The organism is Mucilaginibacter sp. L3T2-6 (genome assembly GCF_030519355.1).
In the GTDB taxonomy this organism is placed as follows: Bacteria; Bacteroidota; Bacteroidia; order Sphingobacteriales; family Sphingobacteriaceae; genus Mucilaginibacter.
Window position 1 is genome coordinate 312,530 of the sequence record NZ_JAUMKC010000001.1, and the last position, 19,385, is coordinate 331,914.

17 protein-coding genes are annotated in these 19,385 nt (G+C 44.3%); 5 read left to right on the forward strand and 12 right to left on the reverse strand.

Going from position 1 to position 19,385, the window contains the following annotated elements; translation table 11 throughout:
- Window positions 1–63: 63 nt before the first annotated feature.
- Window positions 64–834: a Ku protein gene (locus Q3W13_RS01450; protein ID WP_302860759.1), complete on the forward strand. Its 771-nt coding sequence runs from the start codon at window positions 64–66 to the stop codon at window positions 832–834.
- A gap of 210 nt (window positions 835–1,044) precedes the next feature.
- Here the strand turns inward: Q3W13_RS01450 and Q3W13_RS01455 are convergent, their stop codons facing one another.
- The 6 genes from Q3W13_RS01455 to Q3W13_RS01480 all read right to left on the reverse strand — a co-directional run bounded on the left by Q3W13_RS01455 (window position 1,045) and on the right by Q3W13_RS01480 (window position 8,376).
- Window positions 1,045–1,899, reverse strand: coding sequence for an N-acetylglucosamine kinase (locus tag Q3W13_RS01455; protein ID WP_302860761.1), 855 nt, complete (start codon window positions 1,897–1,899; stop codon window positions 1,045–1,047).
- Complete coding sequence (locus Q3W13_RS01460; RefSeq protein ID WP_302860762.1) at window positions 1,896–2,270, reverse strand: response regulator; 375 nt, start codon at window positions 2,268–2,270, stop codon at window positions 1,896–1,898. Before Q3W13_RS01460 ends, Q3W13_RS01455 begins: the two co-directional genes overlap by 4 nt.
- A gap of 93 nt (window positions 2,271–2,363) precedes the next feature.
- Window positions 2,364–3,683, reverse strand: a complete 1,320-nt coding sequence (locus Q3W13_RS01465; protein ID WP_302860764.1) for a TolC family protein — start codon at window positions 3,681–3,683, stop codon at window positions 2,364–2,366.
- Window positions 3,684–3,688: 5 nt separating this feature from the next.
- Window positions 3,689–6,820 (reverse strand): efflux RND transporter permease subunit, encoded by a 3,132-nt coding sequence (locus Q3W13_RS01470; RefSeq protein ID WP_302860765.1) that lies wholly within the window; start codon window positions 6,818–6,820, stop codon window positions 3,689–3,691.
- 3 nt (window positions 6,821–6,823) lie between these two features.
- Window positions 6,824–7,903 (reverse strand): efflux RND transporter periplasmic adaptor subunit, encoded by a 1,080-nt coding sequence (locus Q3W13_RS01475; protein ID WP_302860767.1) that lies wholly within the window; start codon window positions 7,901–7,903, stop codon window positions 6,824–6,826.
- Between the two features lie 8 nt (window positions 7,904–7,911).
- The gene (locus tag Q3W13_RS01480) at window positions 7,912–8,376 is read right to left on the reverse strand and encodes a MarR family winged helix-turn-helix transcriptional regulator (protein ID WP_302860769.1); all 465 of its coding nucleotides are present in this window, start codon (window positions 8,374–8,376) and stop codon (window positions 7,912–7,914) included.
- Window positions 8,377–8,545: 169 nt separating this feature from the next.
- Between Q3W13_RS01480 and Q3W13_RS01485 the strand changes: the two genes are divergently transcribed.
- A complete protein-coding gene (locus Q3W13_RS01485) occupies window positions 8,546–10,351 on the forward strand; it encodes a M61 family metallopeptidase (protein ID WP_302860770.1) in 1,806 nt (601 codons plus the stop codon).
- A gap of 129 nt (window positions 10,352–10,480) precedes the next feature.
- A complete protein-coding gene (locus tag Q3W13_RS01490) occupies window positions 10,481–10,636 on the forward strand; it encodes a lmo0937 family membrane protein (RefSeq protein WP_302860771.1) in 156 nt (51 codons plus the stop codon).
- A 197-nt stretch (window positions 10,637–10,833) separates the two neighbouring features.
- Here Q3W13_RS01490 and lnt read toward each other — a convergent pair whose 3' ends face one another.
- Complete coding sequence (gene lnt, locus Q3W13_RS01495; RefSeq protein ID WP_302860772.1) at window positions 10,834–12,444, reverse strand: apolipoprotein N-acyltransferase; 1,611 nt, start codon at window positions 12,442–12,444, stop codon at window positions 10,834–10,836.
- 13 nt (window positions 12,445–12,457) lie between these two features.
- Window positions 12,458–13,138, reverse strand: a complete 681-nt coding sequence (rsmI, locus tag Q3W13_RS01500; protein WP_302860773.1) for a 16S rRNA (cytidine(1402)-2'-O)-methyltransferase — start codon at window positions 13,136–13,138, stop codon at window positions 12,458–12,460.
- Window positions 13,139–13,268: 130 nt separating this feature from the next.
- Between rsmI and serS the strand changes: the two genes are divergently transcribed.
- A complete protein-coding gene (gene serS / locus Q3W13_RS01505) occupies window positions 13,269–14,540 on the forward strand; it encodes a serine--tRNA ligase (protein ID WP_302860776.1) in 1,272 nt (423 codons plus the stop codon).
- Window positions 14,541–14,642: 102 nt separating this feature from the next.
- Here serS and Q3W13_RS01510 read toward each other — a convergent pair whose 3' ends face one another.
- The 3 genes from Q3W13_RS01510 to Q3W13_RS01520 form a co-directional block, all read right to left on the reverse strand.
- Window positions 14,643–15,056 (reverse strand): hypothetical protein, encoded by a 414-nt coding sequence (locus tag Q3W13_RS01510; protein ID WP_302860777.1) that lies wholly within the window; start codon window positions 15,054–15,056, stop codon window positions 14,643–14,645.
- Between the two features lie 345 nt (window positions 15,057–15,401).
- Window positions 15,402–16,088, reverse strand: a complete 687-nt coding sequence (locus Q3W13_RS01515) for an SIMPL domain-containing protein (protein ID WP_302860779.1) — start codon at window positions 16,086–16,088, stop codon at window positions 15,402–15,404.
- A 137-nt stretch (window positions 16,089–16,225) separates the two neighbouring features.
- On the reverse strand, window positions 16,226–16,561 hold the full coding sequence (locus tag Q3W13_RS01520; protein WP_302860781.1) for a hypothetical protein: 336 nt from the start codon (window positions 16,559–16,561) through the stop codon (window positions 16,226–16,228).
- 483 nt (window positions 16,562–17,044) lie between these two features.
- On the opposite strand from Q3W13_RS01520, the gene Q3W13_RS01525 reads away from it, so the two are divergent.
- Entirely contained in the window at window positions 17,045–18,688 is a 1,644-nt protein-coding gene (locus tag Q3W13_RS01525; protein WP_302860783.1) for a M28 family metallopeptidase, read from the forward strand.
- Window positions 18,689–18,939: 251 nt separating this feature from the next.
- Here the strand turns inward: Q3W13_RS01525 and Q3W13_RS01530 are convergent, their stop codons facing one another.
- Window positions 18,940–19,302, reverse strand: coding sequence for a TM2 domain-containing protein (locus tag Q3W13_RS01530; protein WP_302860784.1), 363 nt, complete (start codon window positions 19,300–19,302; stop codon window positions 18,940–18,942).
- Window positions 19,303–19,385: the final 83 nt, after the last annotated feature.

The window sequence follows — 19,385 nt, forward strand, 5'->3', positions numbered from 1 at the left end:
TAGTCTTTTATACAAACCCTTTGCTTTTTTATCAGTTATATCTATTCAGTAATTCAATTGGTTATGAGGTCAATCTGGAAAGGATCGCTTGGTTTCGGACTGGTAAGCATCCCCGTTAAATTATATTCCGCAGTGCAAACCAGTTCGCTTGATCTGGACATGCTCGACAGCCGCGATCATTCGCGCATACGGTACCAGCGCGTTAATGAGCATACGCATAAGGAAGTTCCTTACGATAAAATTGTAAAGGGATATAAAATAGACGACGATTATGTGATTGTAGAAGACCAGGATTTTGAAGATGCCGCACCCGAAAAGAGCAAGGTTATTGAAATAGAAAGCTTTGTGGATATTGATGAAGTAAACCCCATGTTTTACGAAACATCCTATTATACCGAGCCCGACACGAAAAATAATAAGGCGTATGCGTTGTTGGTTGAAGCCTTAAAAAAGTCGAAAAAGGCAGGCCTGGCGCGGTTTGTTTTACGCAGCACTGAGTCGCTTTGTATTGTTTATCCGGTTGATAATGTATTGGTGGTTACCCGTATCCGTTTCGCTCAGCAAATACGCAGTACCGAAGATTTAAAGCTTGCAGATGATGTTAAAGTAAATAAGAAGGAGTTGGATATGGGGCTGGCCTTAATTAACCAGTATGCCGAAAAGTTCGATGTGTCAAAATATAAGGATGAATACCACGATGAACTTTTAAAAATTATCCATGCCAAGGCAAAAGGCAAGCGCGCTACCGTTAAAAAGCTTACGCCTAAAAAAACCAAGGGCGATGATTTATACGACCAGCTTATGCAGAGTTTGAGTGCGAAGAAAGGGGCATAGTCCTAATTTTAAAACGTCATTGGTGAGTATCCGTGTGCCAAAGGGCACCAGGCAATGGTTTACAGGAACTTTACAGTTTTTTAATGCAACTAGAATGTAAGTAATTGATTTGTAATAATTTAAGTAGTTTCAAATCGGTTGCACCTGAAACCATTGTGTTTAGTCTGTTATGATAGGTATATGGCTGTTAATCAGTAATAGTCGTTTATACTAACGATTTTCTCTTTTCAAAATAAAGGCCAGCAAATCATGTATCGGTTGTTTAATAATTTTGCCGACATGCACCCCCGAGCTCTTGCACACTTCCTTTAATTCGTCATTAAACACATAGGCGATAGAGCCTACAAAATGGCATTTATACCGATGGTACTGGGGGTACGATTTGATATTGGTTTCTATAAATTCGAGCAGGCCTGTGCGCAATAGATTCTGTGCGTAGTCACTTTGCCTGATTTTGCTGATGAAACGGGCAAAAGTTGCCAGGTATGAGTTTGCATTAGGTGTTTGGTAAACCTTTCTTATCACAATTTCTTTGGTCAATTGGTATTCTGCGCCAAACATCAAGCTTATATCGTGTGGCATTTTGCCATACAGGTAATCAGTTATCAAGGCTTTTCCAAACCAGGTGCCACCGCCTTCATCGCCCAAAACAAAACCGAGGCCATGTTTGCCCGAATGAATATCCTCGCCATCGAAAAACGAGATGTTTGAACCGGTGCCCAATACGCAGCAAAATCCTTTTTCGTGCCCGCAGGTTGCATAGGCGCAACCAAGCAAATCACTATCAACGCTGATGTACGATTTTGGAAACCATGTGCTGATTGCATTTGAAACAATCTCGTGCCTGTCGGGGCTGGAACAGCCCGCACCAAAGAAATAGATTTCATCAATTTCACCAGCATAACCGATCATGTCGCCGGCCTGGTCCTGCAGAATCTTTGCTATCTCTTTTTCCGATAAAAAGTAGGGGTTAAGCCCGGCGGTTCTGAATTGTTTTACTTCGCCATCTTTAAGATGAAGTAACCAGTCGGTCTTACTCGACCCGCTATCAGCCACTAAAATCATGGGCAAAGGTCTTCGAGCGCTTTTTGGGTTAGCGGTTTATGAATAAACTGCGTAATATGTTTGCTGTCGGTCGACTTACGCATGTCCATCGGATCGAGCGACGACGACAGCATAAATATCTTAATATTGTCCTTATCGATATCTATCTTCTCATATTCTTCCAAAAACTCGAAGCCGCTCATTAATGGCATGCGTACGTCAAGAAAAATAACGTCGGGTTTTATCTTGCCTTCCGCTAATGATGTTAAAGCCTCAGTCGCCGAACGTACTACTGTAATAGATTCGGCAAAGTTGCTGCCTTCTATAATTTTACGCGTGACGAAATTATCAATGTAATTGTCATCTATCAGCAAACAGGTTTTAAAGCACATAGCCATCAAGTTCAAAAATAACTTTTTAAAGTAATTTAAAAAATTTAGTTTTTGAAAAATAGTAAGTTGTCCGAATGACAAGGGAAATAGAGGCTATTGTATATTAATACTCCCCGTAATCTCCTTTAGCATAATCTCCGCGCTTTTTGACTGGTATTGTGCTGCAAAAAATTTTGATTGCGCATCCAGGTAATTCCTTTGCGCTTCGCGGATTTCGAGCGGCGTAATATTGCCTAATTTATATTTTTCGAGCGAAATATCGAGGTTGCGTTTTGCCGCAGCCATGTTTGATTCACCCAGCTTGATCAGGTCCAGGCCCGAAAGATAGCTCACATATAAATTGCTGATCTGCGCCTGTACGTCCAATACGGTCTGTTTGTAATTAATGTTAGCATTGTCGATCCCGATGCGGGCATTATGCTCCAGCCGGTTTTGGTTAAAGCCGTTAAATATATTTATAGATGCGGTAAGACCGTAATTAAAACCATTGACGTTTTGCGAGCGCGCAAAACCCGCGGGATTCTGGCTGCTGCTTACGGTATAACCCGAATTTACGGACACCTGCGGGTATCGTCCGGCCTTTACCTGTTTTAAATTTATTTCAGATAAGCGTTTATTGATTTGTGCCGATAAGATAGAAGGGTTTTGGCTTTCGGCTTTAGTCAGAATATCTCCAAGTACCAGCTTATTATCAACCACTATAGTATCGCCAACTGAAAAATCGGTTTGCAGGTTGCGCACCAGCAACTGATTCATTTGTATTTTGGCCGATTTGAACTGTTGCAGCTGATTAAGATAGTTGGCTGTATCCGTATTGAGGTTTACCTGCGCATTCAGCACATCAAGTCCTGATGCCCGGCCCACATGAAACTTATCATTAGCATAACGCAGTTGGGTGCGCGATATGGCAATCGCTCCGCGTAACGCCTTTAGCCCTTCATTAAGATTGATCAGGTTGTAATAGGTCTCTATTACTCCTGCCAGCGTGCTTTGTATGGTATCGCGCATGCGTACTTCGCCAAGCTGGTTCAATTGCTTTAGCTGGTCGTAATTGGCAAACATCAAAAAGCCGTTAAATATTGTCCAGTTAAGGGCCGGCCCGTAGGATGTTGACGAATTTTTAGCACCATGTATATTATTCACCGTGCCATCGCTGCGTGTTTGTTTGGTATTTTGAATGCTGCGCGAGGTGCTGAAATCGCCGGTAACCTGCGGCAGAAAGCCTGCGTTGCCCAGGGTTACGTTATTTTGAGCAATGTCAGCATTGTTTTTTGATAATATGATGTGATAGTTGTTTTTCAGTGCAATGGCAATCGCATCCTGCAGCGTAAGCACCGTATCGGTTTGCGCCCTGGCCGCCGTAACCAGCAAGGCCAGGCAAAAAATCAAACAGCTTAGTTTTTTAATAGCCATATCGCTTATTCGTTTTCTATCAATTTTGGGGTTCTTGGCTTTCTGACTTTTTTTACTTCGTCTTCGTCTTCGGCATCCGGGTCGCGCCGGGTTTTTGATGCGAATATCAAATACATCATCGGGATGATATACAAGGTTAACACCAGTGAAAACAATACACCACCCATGATAACAATGCCCAGCGATACACGGCTTTTCGCACCTGCACCCAACGCGAATGCGATTGGCACTGAGCCGAGCACAACAGCAAGACTGGTCATTAATATGGGGCGAAGACGCGAAGTGGCAGCCTCAATAACCGCTTCATACTTTGCCAGGCCATGCTCCATCCGCTGGTTGGCAAATTCTACAATCAAAATGCCGTTTTTAGTTACAAGGCCTACGAGCGTAATCATGCCAATTTCACTGAAAATATTAAGCGTTTGGTTAAACAGCCAAAGCGAAATAAAGGCCCCGGCAATGGCCAGCGGCACGGTAAGCATCACTATAAAAGGATCTATAAAGCTCTCAAACTGCGCCGCCAGTACCAGGTATATAAGCAAAAGTGCGAATGCAAAGGCAAAAATAAGGCTGGATCCGCTTTCTGCCGCATCGCGCGAGGCGCCGCTCAGTGCTGTGCTGAATGTATCATCGAGCAGGTTTTTTGCTATCCGGTTCATCTCTGCAATGCCGTCGCCAACTGTGTGGCCCGGTGCAAGGCCACATGATATGGTTGCCGATTTATACCTGTTGAAGTGATAGATAGCCGGAGGGGTTGCATCTTCACTAACCTTTACAACGTTATCTAGCTGTACAAGCGTTCCCTTGGCATTGCGTACGTATATTGATTTCAGATCGAGAGGCTGGTCGCGGTTTGCCCGGTTTACCTGGGCTATTACCTGGTATTGTTTCCCGCTGATCAGGAAATAGGCAAGGCGGCCGTTACTATAATTAAACTGCAGGGCGGTTGCTATATCTGCCACAGAAACACCCAGGTCCCTGGCCCTGTCGCGGTCGGTTGTAACCCTCAGTTCCGGCTTCGTAAATTTCAGGTCGACGTCCGTTCCCTGGAAAACAGGACTTTTGGACACTTCGGAGAAAAATTCCGGCAGTACCTTGCGTATCTTTTCAAAGTCCTGGTTCTGAATTACGAATTGGACAGGTAACGACGTTTTTGACCCGCTGCCTCCGCCGCTGATGGTCTGTTCCTGGATAACCAGCGCACGTGCGTCGGGGAAACGCGCGAGATGTTTTTGAAGATAATCGGCCAGTTGCTGCTGGGTACGTGTGCGCTGGTCTGGCGGCACCAAACCAATACGCCCGAAGCCGCTGTTCGACGAGCCGCCACCGCTCCCCGGCGAGATAACTTCAAGGTTTACATTTTCTTCGGGAATAGAATCGGCAACCAGGTCAGACACTCTGTCCATATATTTCGCCATAAACTCATAGCTAGCGCCTTCAGAACCGGTAACCGAATACCGAAGCATGCTTCGGTCGTCCAATGGCGCAAGCTCATAAGGGGTGGCAAAATACAGCACTCCCGTAACAACCAGCGAAATAGCCAGGATGACAAACGATACCCATTTTACCTTCATAAACTTAACCAGCGTGTCCTTATAGGAGTTAGTCATATTTACAAAGAAGGGTTCGGTCTTCTCGTAGAATCTTGATTTCTTCTGGCTTTTGCGTATCAGCTTTACGTTAAGCATTGGGGTTAACGAAAGTGACACAAAAGCGGATATCAATACTGAACCGGCAACCACCACCGCAAACTCGCGGAAGAGGCGGCCCGTAAAGCCCTGCATAAATACTATCGGCAAAAACACAGCGGCCAGCGTTATAGAGGTAGAAATAACGGCGAATAATATTTCAGCAGAACCTGCAAATGCTGCTTTGCGTACCGGCATGCCGGCTTCAACTTTCTTATAGATATTTTCAGTAACCACTATACCGTCGTCAACCACCAGGCCTGTGGCAAGCACGATGCCCAAAAGGGTTAAGATATTAATGGAGAAGCCAAAGATGTACATGATAAAAAATGCACCGATAAGCGATACAGGTATATCAATCAGCGGCCGGAAAGCAATGAGCCAGTCCCTGAAGAACAGGTAAATTATGATAACCACCAATACGAACGAAACCAATAAGGTTTCCTCTACCTCACTTATCGATTGCTTGATAAACACGGTGTTATCTGTTATTACTTTTACCTGGATGTCGGGCGGAAGATCTTTCTTTATCTGGTCGAGGCGTTTATAAAAGTCTTCAGCAATTTGCACGTAGTTAGCGCCTGGCTGAGGGATGATAGCCAAACCAATCATCGGTACGCCTGATTCCTTTAAAGCAGTTTCCTCGTTTGCCGAACCCAATACCGCATATCCAACATCGCTCAGATGTACCACACGATTGCTGTCGGCACGAATGATCAGGTTATTAAAGTCTTTCTCGGTCGAAAGTTTGCCTATTGCCCTCACTACAACTTCGGTATTGTTTCCTTCAATCTTTCCTGCCGGAAGCTCTACGTTCTCCTTATCAAGCGCATCGCGGATGTCAGTGGCGGTTAAACCCAATGCCGAAAGCTTGTTAGGATCGATCCATAAACGCATGGCGTACTGGCGCTGCCCGAATATCCGTATTTCGCTCACACCCGGAATGGTTTGCAGGCCTTCCTGTAAAACGTTTTCGGCATAGTCGTCAACCTGATTAATATTACGTGTGTTACTGCTGCAGGTAACGGTAAGAATGTTATCAGCATTGGCATCGGCCTTGGTAACTACCGGCGGCGCATCAATATCCTGGGGCAATTGCCGTTGCGCCTGCCCAACCTTGTCCCTTACATCATTTGCCGCGGTTTCCAGGTCGGCATCCAGGTTAAACTCTACGGTTATACGGCTTGAGCCAACCGAACTGGTTGATGAAATATTCCTGATACCGGGTACACCATTGATGCTTTTTTCAAGCGGCTCCGTTATCTGCGATTCAATTACGTCGGCGTTAGCACCCGAATAGCTGGTCGTAACCGTAATGATAGGAGGGTCGACCGACGGAAAATCCCTGACACCCAAGAATTTGTAGCCCATAATACCGAACACCACGATGACGATGGACATCACCGTTGCCAGTACCGGCCTTTTTATACTTACTGAAGCTAAACTCATGGTTTACTTTATAACTTTTAAAACTTTCAAAGGCACTTTGTTGCGGATCTGTATCAGGCCGGAAACAATCAAACTGTCTCCTGCTTTCAGGCCGCTGGTTATTTCTATTCGGGTATCGGTACGCAAGTCTGTCTTCACTACTTTTGCCTCAGCAATACCATTTTGATATATAAATACCTTGTTGTCCTTTAAATCAGGGATAACACATTGTGTAGGAACCATAATGGTTTTGGCAATCTGATCGAGCTTTAGATTGATCTTGGCAAACGCGCCGGCTTTTAAAAGGTTATCGGGGTTCGGCGCTTTTGCGCGTACCGTGATAGTACGGGAGCTAAGATCGATGGCCGGTTCAATAGCATAAACCGTAGCCGAAAAATTCTTGCGCGAGCTTTCAATAGTGAAATTAATTTTGGTGCCCGCTTTAATCATCGCCAGGTAGCGTTCCGGTACCGAAAAGGTAACCTTTGCCGGGTCGATATTAACCAGGCTCGCGATTGATGTTGACGGTGATAAATATCCGCCGGGGCTGATGTTCCTTAAACCAATAACGCCCGAAAATGGCGCCCTGATCTCGGTTTTGGCGATCTGCGCCTTTAAAACTTCGCTCTGTGCCTTTAAGGTATTTAGTGATGTTAATGAGGTATCATATTCCTGCTGGCTTATGGCTTCTTTTTGCAATAAAATGCTATTTCGGTATTCGTTTTGTTTGGCCAGAGCAACCTGGTAGTCATTCTGTTTCAAAGCCGCTATCAGGTCCTGGTTATAAACCTTTACGAGCAATTGTCCCTTTTTTACTGTGCTTCCTTCATTAAAATAAATACCGGTTATGGCGCCGGCAGTTTCGCTTACAAGGTTAACCTTTTCATTGGCGTCAATGGTTCCGGTAACATCAATGTTATTGTCAACCGTCGTATCCTTAACAATCATCAGATTAACCGGCACAGGGCCATTTTTTCGCTTGGCGCCGCCTTTGCTGGCCCGCAACGCCATGGCCTCTTTGCCCTTCTCGCTAAAAAACTTGTTATAAATTAAAAAGCCGATAAGCAGCGCCAACGCTATGTATATAATATACCTTGTTCTCATGGTAATAATTAGGATTTTATTTGGGGGTTAATCTCTGTCGATGTTAGCTGCTTCATATTGGCTTCCATTTTTCTTAGCACGGTGTTAAATATTTTCAACTCATCGTCGCTGATGTTTGCGGTTATGCTTTTGTTAAGCGCGTCAAAAGCCTCAATTATATGCGGCGCCGCTTTTTTACCTTTTGCAGTACCCTTTAGCAAATGCTCGCGCCTGTCTGCAGGGTTTGTTTCCCGGTATACGAAGCCTTGTTCGGTAAGCGTATCCACAATATTCACCACTAGCGATTTGTCTTTTCCTAATTCATTGGCCAGCGCTTTTTGGGTTAAGCGGCCGTCGTGATAACATATGTACGTTAGCGCGTAATAATACCGGCTGACCCCCAACGGACCAAGCTGTTTTGCTAGCTGGCTTATGTAGGCCCTTCCTAAATGATTTAATTTACGCGACAGTGGCTCAATCAGTTTCAATTCCATAACCGAGCCCAAAAGTATTTGTTAGCGCACTTAATAGTTGTATGTATCAACCATTTTACAAGTAAAGAAACTGTGACGCAGCAAAAAAAGATATAACTTGCACCCCGAACCAATTTGGCCAATCCAAAAAATATTCTGAGTTGATAAATTATCACTAATAAGCCCGAGAATGAAAACCGTTAAGCTAACCGCCCTCTTTTTATTAATATTGCTTTTTATGAATTTCGGTACTACCCAGGCAGCAGGCGCTGTTAAAATATCTTATACAGTAACATTCCCCGAGGCGCAAGCTCATTACGCGGATGTTGAGATGAACATTTCCGGCATCAGTCAAAACTTTCTTGACCTGAAAATGCCGGTATGGACGCCAGGTTCTTACCTGGTGCGCGAGTTTTCAAAAAATGTGGAGTCTTTCTCGGCAGCTGCGAATGGAAAAGAAATCGCATCGCCCAAAGTAAACAAAAATACCTGGCGTATAAACACTGCCGGCCTATCAAGCATCACTGTTAAATATAAGGTTTATTGTTTTGAAATTTCGGTGCGTACCAGCTTCGTGGATGCATCGCATGGCTTCCTGTCAACCACGGGTATTTTCATCTACCCGGATAAAATGCTCAATACTCCATCCACCATAAAAATTGTTCCTTATAAAGGATGGACAACTGTATCAACCAGCCTGGAACCTGTAGACGGAGATCCCTTTACACGCTACTCGCCAAACTTTGATATTCTGTTCGATTCACCGATCGAAGTGGGCACGCAGGACGTTTTCGGCTTTGATGCTGCCGGCGTTAAGTATGAAGTTTGCATGGTTGGCGGCGGCAATTACGACAAGGAGAAGCTAAAGGTTGATATGGCGAAAATAGTTGAGCAGGAAACCAAAGTGTTTGGCGAAAATCCCAACAAGCATTATGTATTTATAGTGCACAATCACCAGCGCGGTGGCGGCGGCCTGGAGCACCTTAGTTCAACAACCCTTGGGGCGTCCCGCGATAATTATGCTAATCCGGGTGGCTACCGTAACTTTTTAGGGTTGGTTGCCCATGAGCATTTCCATTTGTGGAATGTAAAACGTCTGCGCCCAATAGTACTTGGTCCGTTTGATTATGATAACGAAAACTATACAACCGACCTTTGGATCGCGGAGGGTTTTACCGCATACTACCAGAATATAATTTTACGCCACGCGCAAATAACTACGCCGGAGACTTATCTGAGCGCGGTGACCGGCGAAATGAATACCATTGATAACCAGCCCGGTGCTAAGATACAACCCCTTGCCGACGCCAGCTTTGATGCGTGGATAAAGGCTTACCGCCCGAACGAAAACTCGGTGAATACAGGTATTTCCTATTATGACAAAGGCGCAATGGCAGGTCTGCTGCTTGACCTGGAAATTATCAACGCTACTAAAGGTAAACATTCGCTTGATGACGTAATGAAGTATATGTACAATACTTATTACAAAGAGAAAAAGCGGGGTTATACTGACCAGGAATTTAAAAAGGGCCTCGAAAAATTTGCAGGAAAAAACCTGGATGATTTTTATAATAATTACATATACGGTGTTACGCCGCTTGATTATAATAAGTACCTGGTTTATGCAGGCTATAAAGCCATTGATGAAGCAGCCGGTACCAATGAGCCAAGCCTGGGCATAGTGACCACAGAGGCTACCGGCCGCAAATTTGTGACCGCCGTGCTGCGTGGCAGCGCTGCCTGGGCCGATGGTATTAACGTTAACGATGAACTGATGACCATAGACGGTACGCCAATTACCGATATGGCTACCATTCTGAATGGCAAAAAGGTAGACGATAAAATAGTGGTGGGGGTGCTGCGTGATGGCCTGCACCTGAACCTGCCGGTTACCCTTTTGAGAAATGACCGCGTGAAATATAAAATAGAATCGTTTACTGAAGTTACCCCGGAGCAAATGGTGGTGAGGAAAAAATGGCTGGGATTGGTTGAATAAGTTTTAGTGGTTTTAAAAGTTGCCGCTGTTAGCTTTTTCTTTAGGACTTCCGGCCTTTCCGGCCTTTAAAAAAAGTAAAACAATTCACTTGCTTTTGATATTAATACTAAAAATCAAAACAAGGCAACCATGAACTCATTATTATACATTATTGCCGTTATACTAATTATAGGCTGGGCAATAGGTTTCTTTTTTACAACAATAGGCGGCTTGATACATGTGCTGCTAATTATCGCGATCATATCCCTGCTGCTGGGCCTAATCCGCAGGCCAACGGCTGTTTAAAGATAATCCAGAAAACACAACAATTAGAGAAGGCCCGGCAATTCGCCGGGCCTTCTTGATTAAGTTCTGTTAAAATTTTGTCATTGCGAGCGAGGAACGAGCGAAGCAATCCCGTTGCCATGTATTGCTCGGCATATATAGCTCGCTACAGGTCGTGACGAGGTTGTTTTGTACCTCGCGTAGTTTTTGATGTAATTTTACTTCCCCCAAAACCTCCTCACCACAATAAACACCATCCCCAAAATTGCCAGCAGACTCCCAATTTTTGCGATATAATCCCCGTGCAGTACGTAAAATGTCATGTCTGAGTTAAGGTTAATGTCTTGCTTAAGGGCAGTTTTTACCCACCACTGGCTGTGCTGCACTACGTCGCCACGTTGATTGATGAAACCCGAAATTCCGGTATTTGCCGATTGGCATACCCAGCGCCGGGTCTCGATAGCGCGAAGTTTGGCATAATCAAAATGCTGGTCTTTCCCGCTTGTATTTTCCCACCACCCGTCGTTGGTAATAACGGCAATAAATTGAGCGCCTTCGTGAACCGCGTCTGCCACCCAATCGCCCCAGATAGAATCAAAACAAATAACCGGCGCCGCGCCTATCCCGCTCTGCGAATAAAATACGCCCGGCTCATCCTGGCCGCCATACATGCCGGTGGCTCCCCCTAATTGTGCAAAAACCGGTTTCAAAAAACCGAGTGTAGTAGGAAATGGTAAAGCCTCTGCGCCGGGAACTAATTTTGATTTATGATAAAACTGTACCTCGGCCGAGTTCTCGATGTTTATGGCTGCGTTAAAATGATCAAAGTAGAGCCGCGACTGTTCGTCGTAAAATTCTGATTTGGTAGTTGGCCGGTTGTAAACTTTATAAGTCTCGGCGCCGGTTAATACATTACCGTTTTTGTATTTGTTTAAAAACTGCTGTACCTTATTAAAGGCGGCATCCGTACGGATATGGTCCTCATTAATCTCATTTGCCAGCGCAGTTTCCGGCCATATAAAAAATTCAGTATTTTTTTGGCCAAGTGAGTCCGAAAGGTTTTTCAGAATATCAAGCTGGACCAAAGGAGGAATAGCGCCATATTTTTCATATGGGTCGATGTTTGGCTGCGCAATAACAATGTTCGAAGGGTTTTTTTGTTCATGGTAGCCATAATAGCGGTACAACGAAAAACTTAACGGCAACACCAGCGTTACGGAAAACGCGATAATAAGCTTTGTCCTTAGTTTTTTATTGGGAGCCTCCCTTAAGCCGGTATAAATCAGGAACAGCAATATATTTAACGCCCAAATCCATACGGTGCCGCCGTAAACCCCGGTGTATTCATACCATTGTACCCACTGATGAGTTACCGCGAAGCCATTTCCCAGTGTCATCCATGGGAAATGGAGGTCCCAGGTTTGGTTCAGATATTCGTACCCAACCCAAAAACAAACCAACCCGGCCAGCGCCCAGCCACGTTTGATGGTAAGCCTGAGCCGGTAGTACAGCCAGACCACGGCGGCCATCAGCAATGGAGCCAACGAGTAAGGTATAAGGGATACGGGCACTGCTGCCACCGCCCCAACCATCTTAAGCGCATTATAAACCCAGTAAACCGATAAGGCATTCCACACCAAAAAACCGAGGAACGCCGTGCCAAATATCTTTTTGCCTTTCTTTTTATAGTCCGACCGTATGATATTCTCGACAGCCAGCAGTAAAGGCACAAATCCAAAAAACAAGAAAAAGGTGGTATAAGGAGTGGGTGGCCAGGCTATCCAAAGCATTAAGCCGGAAAGAATGGAAAGAAGGATGTTTTTTTTCATTAATAAGTTTTTGTTAATTTTTCCCCGCCACACATATCACAAACTCGCCCTTCACCGGGTGCGTTTCAAAATAGGTTTTAACCTCACTTATAGTCCCCCTCACAGTCTCCTCGAACATCTTCGTCAGCTCGCGCGATACAGATATTTGCCGCCCGGGGCCAAAATAAAGAGCCATTTCGTCCAGCGTCTTTAACAAACGGTGCGGCGATTCGTATAGTATAAGGGTGCGCTCTTCATCAGCCAGCGCCTTATAACGCGTTTGCCGGCCTTTTTTCAGCGGTAAAAAACCTTCGAAGCAAAAGCGGTCTGTAGGGAAGCCGGAATTTACCAGGGCAGGCACAAATGCTGTTGGTCCGGGAAGGCATTCTACCTCGATCCCGTTCTTCAAAGCTTCGCGCACCAGGTAAAACCCGGGATCAGAAATAGCGGGCGTACCGGCATCAGATATCAGCGCGATATTTTTTCCTTCCTTTAAAAACTTTACGATTTCATTAGAGGATTGATGCTCGTTATGCTGGTGATGCGCATAAACCTTTTGATGAATATCAAAGTGCTTCAGCAAAGGCGCAGAGGTGCGCGTATCTTCCGCCAAAATCAAATCCACCTCCTTTAAGACACGAATAGCCCTGAGGGTAATATCCTCCAGGTTGCCAATAGGGGTAGGTACGAGGTATAGTTTGCCTGTTTGGTTCATGGTTTCTTTAATCCATGACGATAGACCATAGTACTTTTCATTTTAAAGATGTGTAATAACGCTTCAAAAACTATGGGCTATGGTCTATGGACTATCGACTAATTTATATCTTTGCCTAAAAAATTAAATAATGCTGCAAGTTAGCTATATCCGCGATAACAGGGAACAGGTTTTGGAACGTTTGGCTGTAAAAAATTTTAAACAGCCCGAACTGGTTAGTGAAGTTATTGAACTGGACGACAAGCGCCGGTCGACCCAAACCACGCTGGATAATACTTCTGCAGAAGCAAATGCTGCCGCAAAGCAGATCGGCGAGTTAATGCGCACCGGCAAAAAGGAAGATGCCGAGGCACTTAAAGTTAAAACCAGCGTTTGGAAAGAGGATATTAAAAGGTTAAATGAACAGTTAAATGCCATTGAAGAAGAATTACAGCAGAAATTGGTATTGCTGCCCAACCTTCCTCACAGTTCGGTTCCCAAAGGCTTAACACCTGAAGAAAACGAAGTAGTACTTGAAAACGGTGCTAAGCCGGCCTTGCCCGAAAACGCCCTGCCGCATTGGGAGCTTGCCGCAAAATACAACCTGATTGATTTTGAGCTTGGCGTTAAGATCACCGGAGCAGGTTTTCCGGTGTATAAAAACAAAGGCGCTAAATTGCAGCGGGCGCTCATTAATTACTTTATTGACGAAGCTGAAAAGGCCGGTTACAGCGAAGTAAGCGTTCCGCTGATGGTAAATGAGGCATCAGGTTTTGGAACAGGTCAGCTGCCAGACAAGGAAGGCCAGATGTATTTTGTAGGCGAGGATAAGCTATACCTGATACCTACTGCCGAAGTACCGGTTACAAATATATACCGTGACGTAATTTTAAAAGGCGAGGACCTGCCTGTCAAGAACTGCGGGCATACACCTTGTTTCCGCCGCGAGGCCGGTTCATACGGCGCGCACGTGCGGGGCCTGAACCGCCTGCATCAGTTTGATAAGGTAGAAATTGTACAAATTGCCCACCCTGATAAATCATACGAAGTATTGGAGCAAATGAGCCTGCATGTGCAGGGGTTGCTGCAAAAGCTCGGCCTGCCGTACCGTGTGCTGCGCCTTTGCGGCGGAGATATGGGTTTTGCATCCGCTTTAACCTATGATATGGAAACATGGAGCGCAGCACAGCAGCGCTGGCTGGAAGTATCTTCCGTATCGAATTTCGAAACATTTCAAAGCAATCGCTTAAAGCTGCGTTTCCGTAATGCTGAGGGTAAAACACAGCTGGCGCATACGTTAAATGGCAGCGCCCTGGCCTTGCCGCGTATTGTGGCCACCTTGCTGGAGAATAATCAAACAGACAAGGGTATTAAAATTCCGGATGCGCTTGTGCCTTATACCAGGTTTGAGTGGATTGATTGAGTTGTAGATTTTTAAACCAAAGATTTGGATCGCCGGTCAAATAATAGGCGCCGTTGTGCAGAGGCACATACTTGTGTCTCCAACATTAAGGGTTCCGATTATTTAATGCGTTGCATTGATCACCCATTTTACAATGGATGCATCAATTACCGAACTAAAGGTATTTAGCAGCGATTTATTTTTGGTTTCTGCGGTGAGTTCATCGCGGTAAATAAAGTGGTCTACTCCGAGCACTTTTAAAAAGCTGTCAATCTTTGTGTTGGCCGAATTTTTAAAGCAGCAGATCTTTATTTTATGATAAAATTTATTAGTCTGTATCCGTCTCAGGGTCCTTTCAAAGTCTCTGCCCATAAAGTCATAGTCAAATACTATCACATCTGGGTTCATCTCATGTATTGAAGGAAATACACTGCCTGCTGCAGAGATATGTTTTACGTTGGTATAATCAGCCAGAAGCTGATTAGGAAAAATTTCAGGTGCCACCAACAGCACCTTTTTGAAGCGTGTACGGATCATGCTCAGACTAAATTAGGGTGTTTAAATATAAATTGTAAAATTCACATTGTCAAGTAATTAATATTACGATAACGTAAATAAATCCGGCAGGATCTTACAATTTAGCCGTATTATGGGGCAAATATACCACACCTTTTACAGAAAATTAATCAAAAGTTAATTTTATTATCTGTTTAATCTTTTTTGAGAGAGGGATATGTTTGGTTGTGTAACAGGTATGTTACTTTCGGGAAGGTGTTTTAATTTCGCTTTACTTATAAAAAGCGCTTATTTTTTATCAAACTCACAATCTCTGTAAAAAAGAATCAGCAGAATATCAACTTGATATCCTGCTGAAGTCTGCTTTTATTTTACGATTTCGAAAACCGCATTGATCTGAAAACTCAGTTTTATGTTCTTAAAGTTAATATCCGATTCGGCAGGGCCTGCGGTTTTGGCCATCGAGTACATCACCGGTCTTGGCATTTGATAGCCGCCGCCGTTATCTACCTCTGTGATGCTGATCACGTCGCCCACTTTGTCGCCAATGCTGCTTAACAAGTAAGCTGCTTTTTCTTTTGCCACATGAAGCGCCTGTATTTTCAATTCACGCTTCAGGTCTTCCATTTTTGAATAGTCATAACTATCGATATTGGTAGATTGAATTCCTTTAGGGTCTATCTTATCCAGTATCTGGTTAAACTTATTCAGGTCGTGTACCCTTATGCCGTACTGCTTGCTTGCTAAAAAATCTGGTGTTTTCTTTTTGTTCCAGGTATTGTTCCAGGCAGATACGTTGTTAACAGTAAAATCTTCTTTAGGTACGCCTGCTGCCTTCACAGCTGTTTCCAATTGATTTTCCAGTTGGTCGATAGTGACTTTCTTCTTGCCGTCCATATATTCCTGGAGGGAGATCGATATATTAATAATATCAGGAGTAACCTCTTTTTCGGCAACGCCGGTTACTTCAATTTTGCGGCGTAAATCTACCGCCTGTGCAAAAACGCTGCTGGTTGCGACAACCAGCATTATTAAAATCAGTAGTTTTTTCATGTTGTTCCTTTTCTAAGTAGACTAATACCGCAAAGGTAGGTTTAATTTTAGTCCGAAAGTCCGGAAAGTCGGAAAAGGAGTATTGGTTTTCTTATTTGATAAATTAAGCAAGTCTCAGGGGAATAGTGAGCAACCTGTCATAAATAAGCCGCTATTTTTCCATCCGCTTCGGTTACCGGCAGCATGAAAATACGCTCAAAAAGATCTTTTAACCAGGTGAACACAGTTCTGCGCTGTGGTTGCTTCATAACCTCGTTTGTTGGATCAGTATCTATGTGATTATTATCGTCTGCACCAGGAATAAAGTGATTTTCAATCAGCACTATCTCGCGTATGGCCGGATCGCGGTTTACAATGTCGTCAAGCTCGGTGAGTTCGTTAAACGTAGCCTTGCCTTCCCTTTGCCTTTTAATCAAAATCTCATAACGCTCCTGTAAAAAGGTGCGTCGTATCAACGGTTTTTGCTGGCTCATTTTAACTTACTATTTAGAAATTAAAAATGCGCAAACCACGTGCCGTTGTTGTAAGATGTTGGTTTATAACATGTTGTGTTGATTTGGTTTAAACGGTTGCCCTATTCTGATACAGCATATTGTCCGTTTTCGGGCAGAAGATGGAAAAATCTGTCCGGTAATATGACTTGATAAACGTAAAAAAATAGAATTTATTGTTAGAAGTTGTCTAAAAACGGTTGCCAATAATTATTACAGGACATTAGCCCCTCCAAATCTCCCCCCGTTGGGAAGACTTTAGCTTAGGGATATTTTAAGCCCTCCCTTCCGGGGAGGGTTTGGGTGGGGCTAAAACCCATATATTTATATTTTTAAACTGCTTCTTAGCGAGAAAAAAATATTTACCTTTCCCTATGCTGTGCTTACCATAAATGTAACATATGTAGCAGTACAGGCGAAGGATTATCCTTTTTAGTTACATTTGACGTAAACAGACCTCAAAATATGAAGATAAATTATTACACCATTTTATGCATGGCTTCGCTTGCAATTGCCGCAGGTTGCAAGCAGGGAGCAAAGGAGCCTGATGCGATTACCGGCGATGAAATTAAAAGCCACATCGCAGTTTTGGCAAATGATTCGCTGATGGGACGTAAACCGTTCACTAACGGTGAAACCAAGACCATCGCCTACATTTCATCGCAAATGAAGAAAATAGGGTTGGAGCCGGGGAATAACGGCAGTTACTTTCAGGATGTGCCGATGGTGGAAATTACCAGCACCCCTTCGCCTGTTATGAGCATAAGCGGGGGAAAAGGTAATATTAGCCTGAATTATATGACCGACTTTGTAGCATCTACACGCCAGGAGATGCCATCGGTACAGCTGACCAACTCGCCGCTTGTATTTGCGGGTTATGGTGTGGTGGCCCCGGAATATCATTGGAACGACTATGCCGGGCTTGATGTAAAAGGCAAAACGGTGATAGTGCTCGTAAATGATCCTGGTTTTAAGTCGGGCAGCAACACCTTGTTTAAGGGCGATACCATGACCTACTACGGCCGCTGGACTTATAAATATGAGGAGGCCGCAAGGCAGGGCGCCGCAGGTGTTATCATTGTTCACCAAACTGAGCCTGCCAGCTACGGCTGGAGCGTGGTAGCCAACAGTTTTACCGGCGCTAAGCTTTACCTGCAGGAAAAAGACAAGCATATGTCGCGCTGCAAGGTGGAAGGCTGGATGACCGAAGATGCTGCTAAGAATCTTTTCGCAGCTGCAGGAATTACGGGAGATTTTAGAGAAATAGCACGCAGAAAAGACTTTAAAGCGATGCCGCTGAATATGAATGCGTCACTTACCGTTAACTCCAAACTGAAGTATTCGACATCGCATAATGTGATCGGTGTTTTAAAAGGCAACACCGCGCCCGAAGAATGCGTGTTGTACACTGCGCACTGGGATCATCTGGGTATCGGCAAACCTGATGCAAAGGGTGACAGCATTTACAATGGCGCGGTTGATAATGCCAGCGGAGTTGCCGCTATTTTGAGTGTTGCAAGGGCTTTCACTCAATTAAAGGAAAAGCCAAAACGTTCGGTTGTGTTTTTGGCTGTAACCGCCGAAGAACAGGGCTTGCTGGGTTCTGAATACTATGCATCTCATCCAATTTTTGCACTTAATAAAACTGTGGCTGATTTAAATATGGATGCGCTGGGAAGCTATGGGGAAACCAATGATTTCGCCATAACAGGTAAAGGTCAGAATGATTTAGAAGATTATGTAGCAGAATTTGCAAAGGCGAATGGCAAAAAAATAACCGGGGATAAAAATCCGGGTGCAGGCGGCTACTACCGTTCAGACCATTTTAACTTTGCCAAGGTGGGCGTACCCGCATTAGATATGAATAACGGCGCCGAAAGTACCGCTCACGGCGAAGCTTACGGCAAGGAAAAACAAAAGGAATACGGCGAGCAGCACTATCACCAGCCATCAGACAGTTACTCCGCAGATATGGATGCCGGCGGCATGGCCCAGGTAGCGAACCTGTTATTTAAAGTTGGCAATAAACTGGCTGATGAAACCACCTTTCCCGGATGGAAAAATGGCTCCGAGTTTAAGGCGGTTAGGGAAAAATCGATGGGGAAGTGAAGGAGATAAAAGCTTAAAGGCAAAAGCTCAAAGGTTTTGAATGCGGAAAATGGAATGCCGATTGCGGAATTTTAAATTTAAAGTGGAGCCAAAACTACCTTTCGCCTTTAACCTTTCAGCGTTTGCCTTAAACTACAAAAGCTAAAAACAGGAGGGAAACAACCTTTCGCCTTCCTGCTTTTAGCTTTTACCTTATATATGAGTTCGGGAGTTTTTCAGTTGATATGCATTGCGCTCCCGGTGAAATTAAATTAACTGTTCATTTTTGCAATCTGGTAACAGTCATAAGCCAGCAGGCGGTTGTAGTTGTTTGCTATGTTTTTGTAGCTGATGACATCGATAAGCGTACCGATGCCTAAAAAACCGCCGGTTAGTAAATATAAGATCCCTAAAAATATCTGACCGGTCATAAACCGGTGTACACCGGCAAGTCCCATAAAACCGAATAATGCACCAACCAGTATATCCATTGGATTTTTACGGCGGCTGGCATAAACGGCCATAAAAGTGTTTACCTGGTTATGGGTGAGCCCCGCTGATGCATGGTGTAGAAAGCTATATTCGTCCATCGTCATATTGGCAAATGGTGCGTATGAGTTTTGGTAAGCGTTCATGATGGTATTAGTTTGTGTTAACAATTAATTATGCTGTAAAACTATAGCCATCGCATCAAAACGGCAATCCGAAATAGGTTAGC

Excerpts from the sequence above, each read along its gene's own strand:
- Q3W13_RS01450 (WP_302860759.1), top strand. The coding sequence starts at position 64 with ATGAGGTCAATCTGGAAAGGATCGCTTGGTTTCGGACTGGTAAGCATC.
- Q3W13_RS01455 (WP_302860761.1), bottom strand. The coding sequence starts at position 1,899 with ATGATTTTAGTGGCTGATAGCGGGTCGAGTAAGACCGACTGGTTACTT.
- Q3W13_RS01460 (WP_302860762.1), bottom strand. The coding sequence starts at position 2,270 with ATGTGCTTTAAAACCTGTTTGCTGATAGATGACAATTACATTGATAAT.
- Q3W13_RS01465 (WP_302860764.1), bottom strand. The coding sequence starts at position 3,683 with ATGGCTATTAAAAAACTAAGCTGTTTGATTTTTTGCCTGGCCTTGCTG.
- Q3W13_RS01470 (WP_302860765.1), bottom strand. The coding sequence starts at position 6,820 with ATGAGTTTAGCTTCAGTAAGTATAAAAAGGCCGGTACTGGCAACGGTG.
- Q3W13_RS01475 (WP_302860767.1), bottom strand. The coding sequence starts at position 7,903 with ATGAGAACAAGGTATATTATATACATAGCGTTGGCGCTGCTTATCGGC.
- Q3W13_RS01480 (WP_302860769.1), bottom strand. The coding sequence starts at position 8,376 with ATGGAATTGAAACTGATTGAGCCACTGTCGCGTAAATTAAATCATTTA.
- Q3W13_RS01485 (WP_302860770.1), top strand. The coding sequence starts at position 8,546 with ATGAAAACCGTTAAGCTAACCGCCCTCTTTTTATTAATATTGCTTTTT.
- Q3W13_RS01490 (WP_302860771.1), top strand. The coding sequence starts at position 10,481 with ATGAACTCATTATTATACATTATTGCCGTTATACTAATTATAGGCTGG.
- lnt (WP_302860772.1), bottom strand. The coding sequence starts at position 12,444 with ATGAAAAAAAACATCCTTCTTTCCATTCTTTCCGGCTTAATGCTTTGG.
- rsmI (WP_302860773.1), bottom strand. The coding sequence starts at position 13,138 with ATGAACCAAACAGGCAAACTATACCTCGTACCTACCCCTATTGGCAAC.
- serS (WP_302860776.1), top strand. The coding sequence starts at position 13,269 with ATGCTGCAAGTTAGCTATATCCGCGATAACAGGGAACAGGTTTTGGAA.
- Q3W13_RS01510 (WP_302860777.1), bottom strand. The coding sequence starts at position 15,056 with ATGATCCGTACACGCTTCAAAAAGGTGCTGTTGGTGGCACCTGAAATT.
- Q3W13_RS01515 (WP_302860779.1), bottom strand. The coding sequence starts at position 16,088 with ATGAAAAAACTACTGATTTTAATAATGCTGGTTGTCGCAACCAGCAGC.
- Q3W13_RS01520 (WP_302860781.1), bottom strand. The coding sequence starts at position 16,561 with ATGAGCCAGCAAAAACCGTTGATACGACGCACCTTTTTACAGGAGCGT.
- Q3W13_RS01525 (WP_302860783.1), top strand. The coding sequence starts at position 17,045 with ATGAAGATAAATTATTACACCATTTTATGCATGGCTTCGCTTGCAATT.
- Q3W13_RS01530 (WP_302860784.1), bottom strand. The coding sequence starts at position 19,302 with ATGAACGCTTACCAAAACTCATACGCACCATTTGCCAATATGACGATG.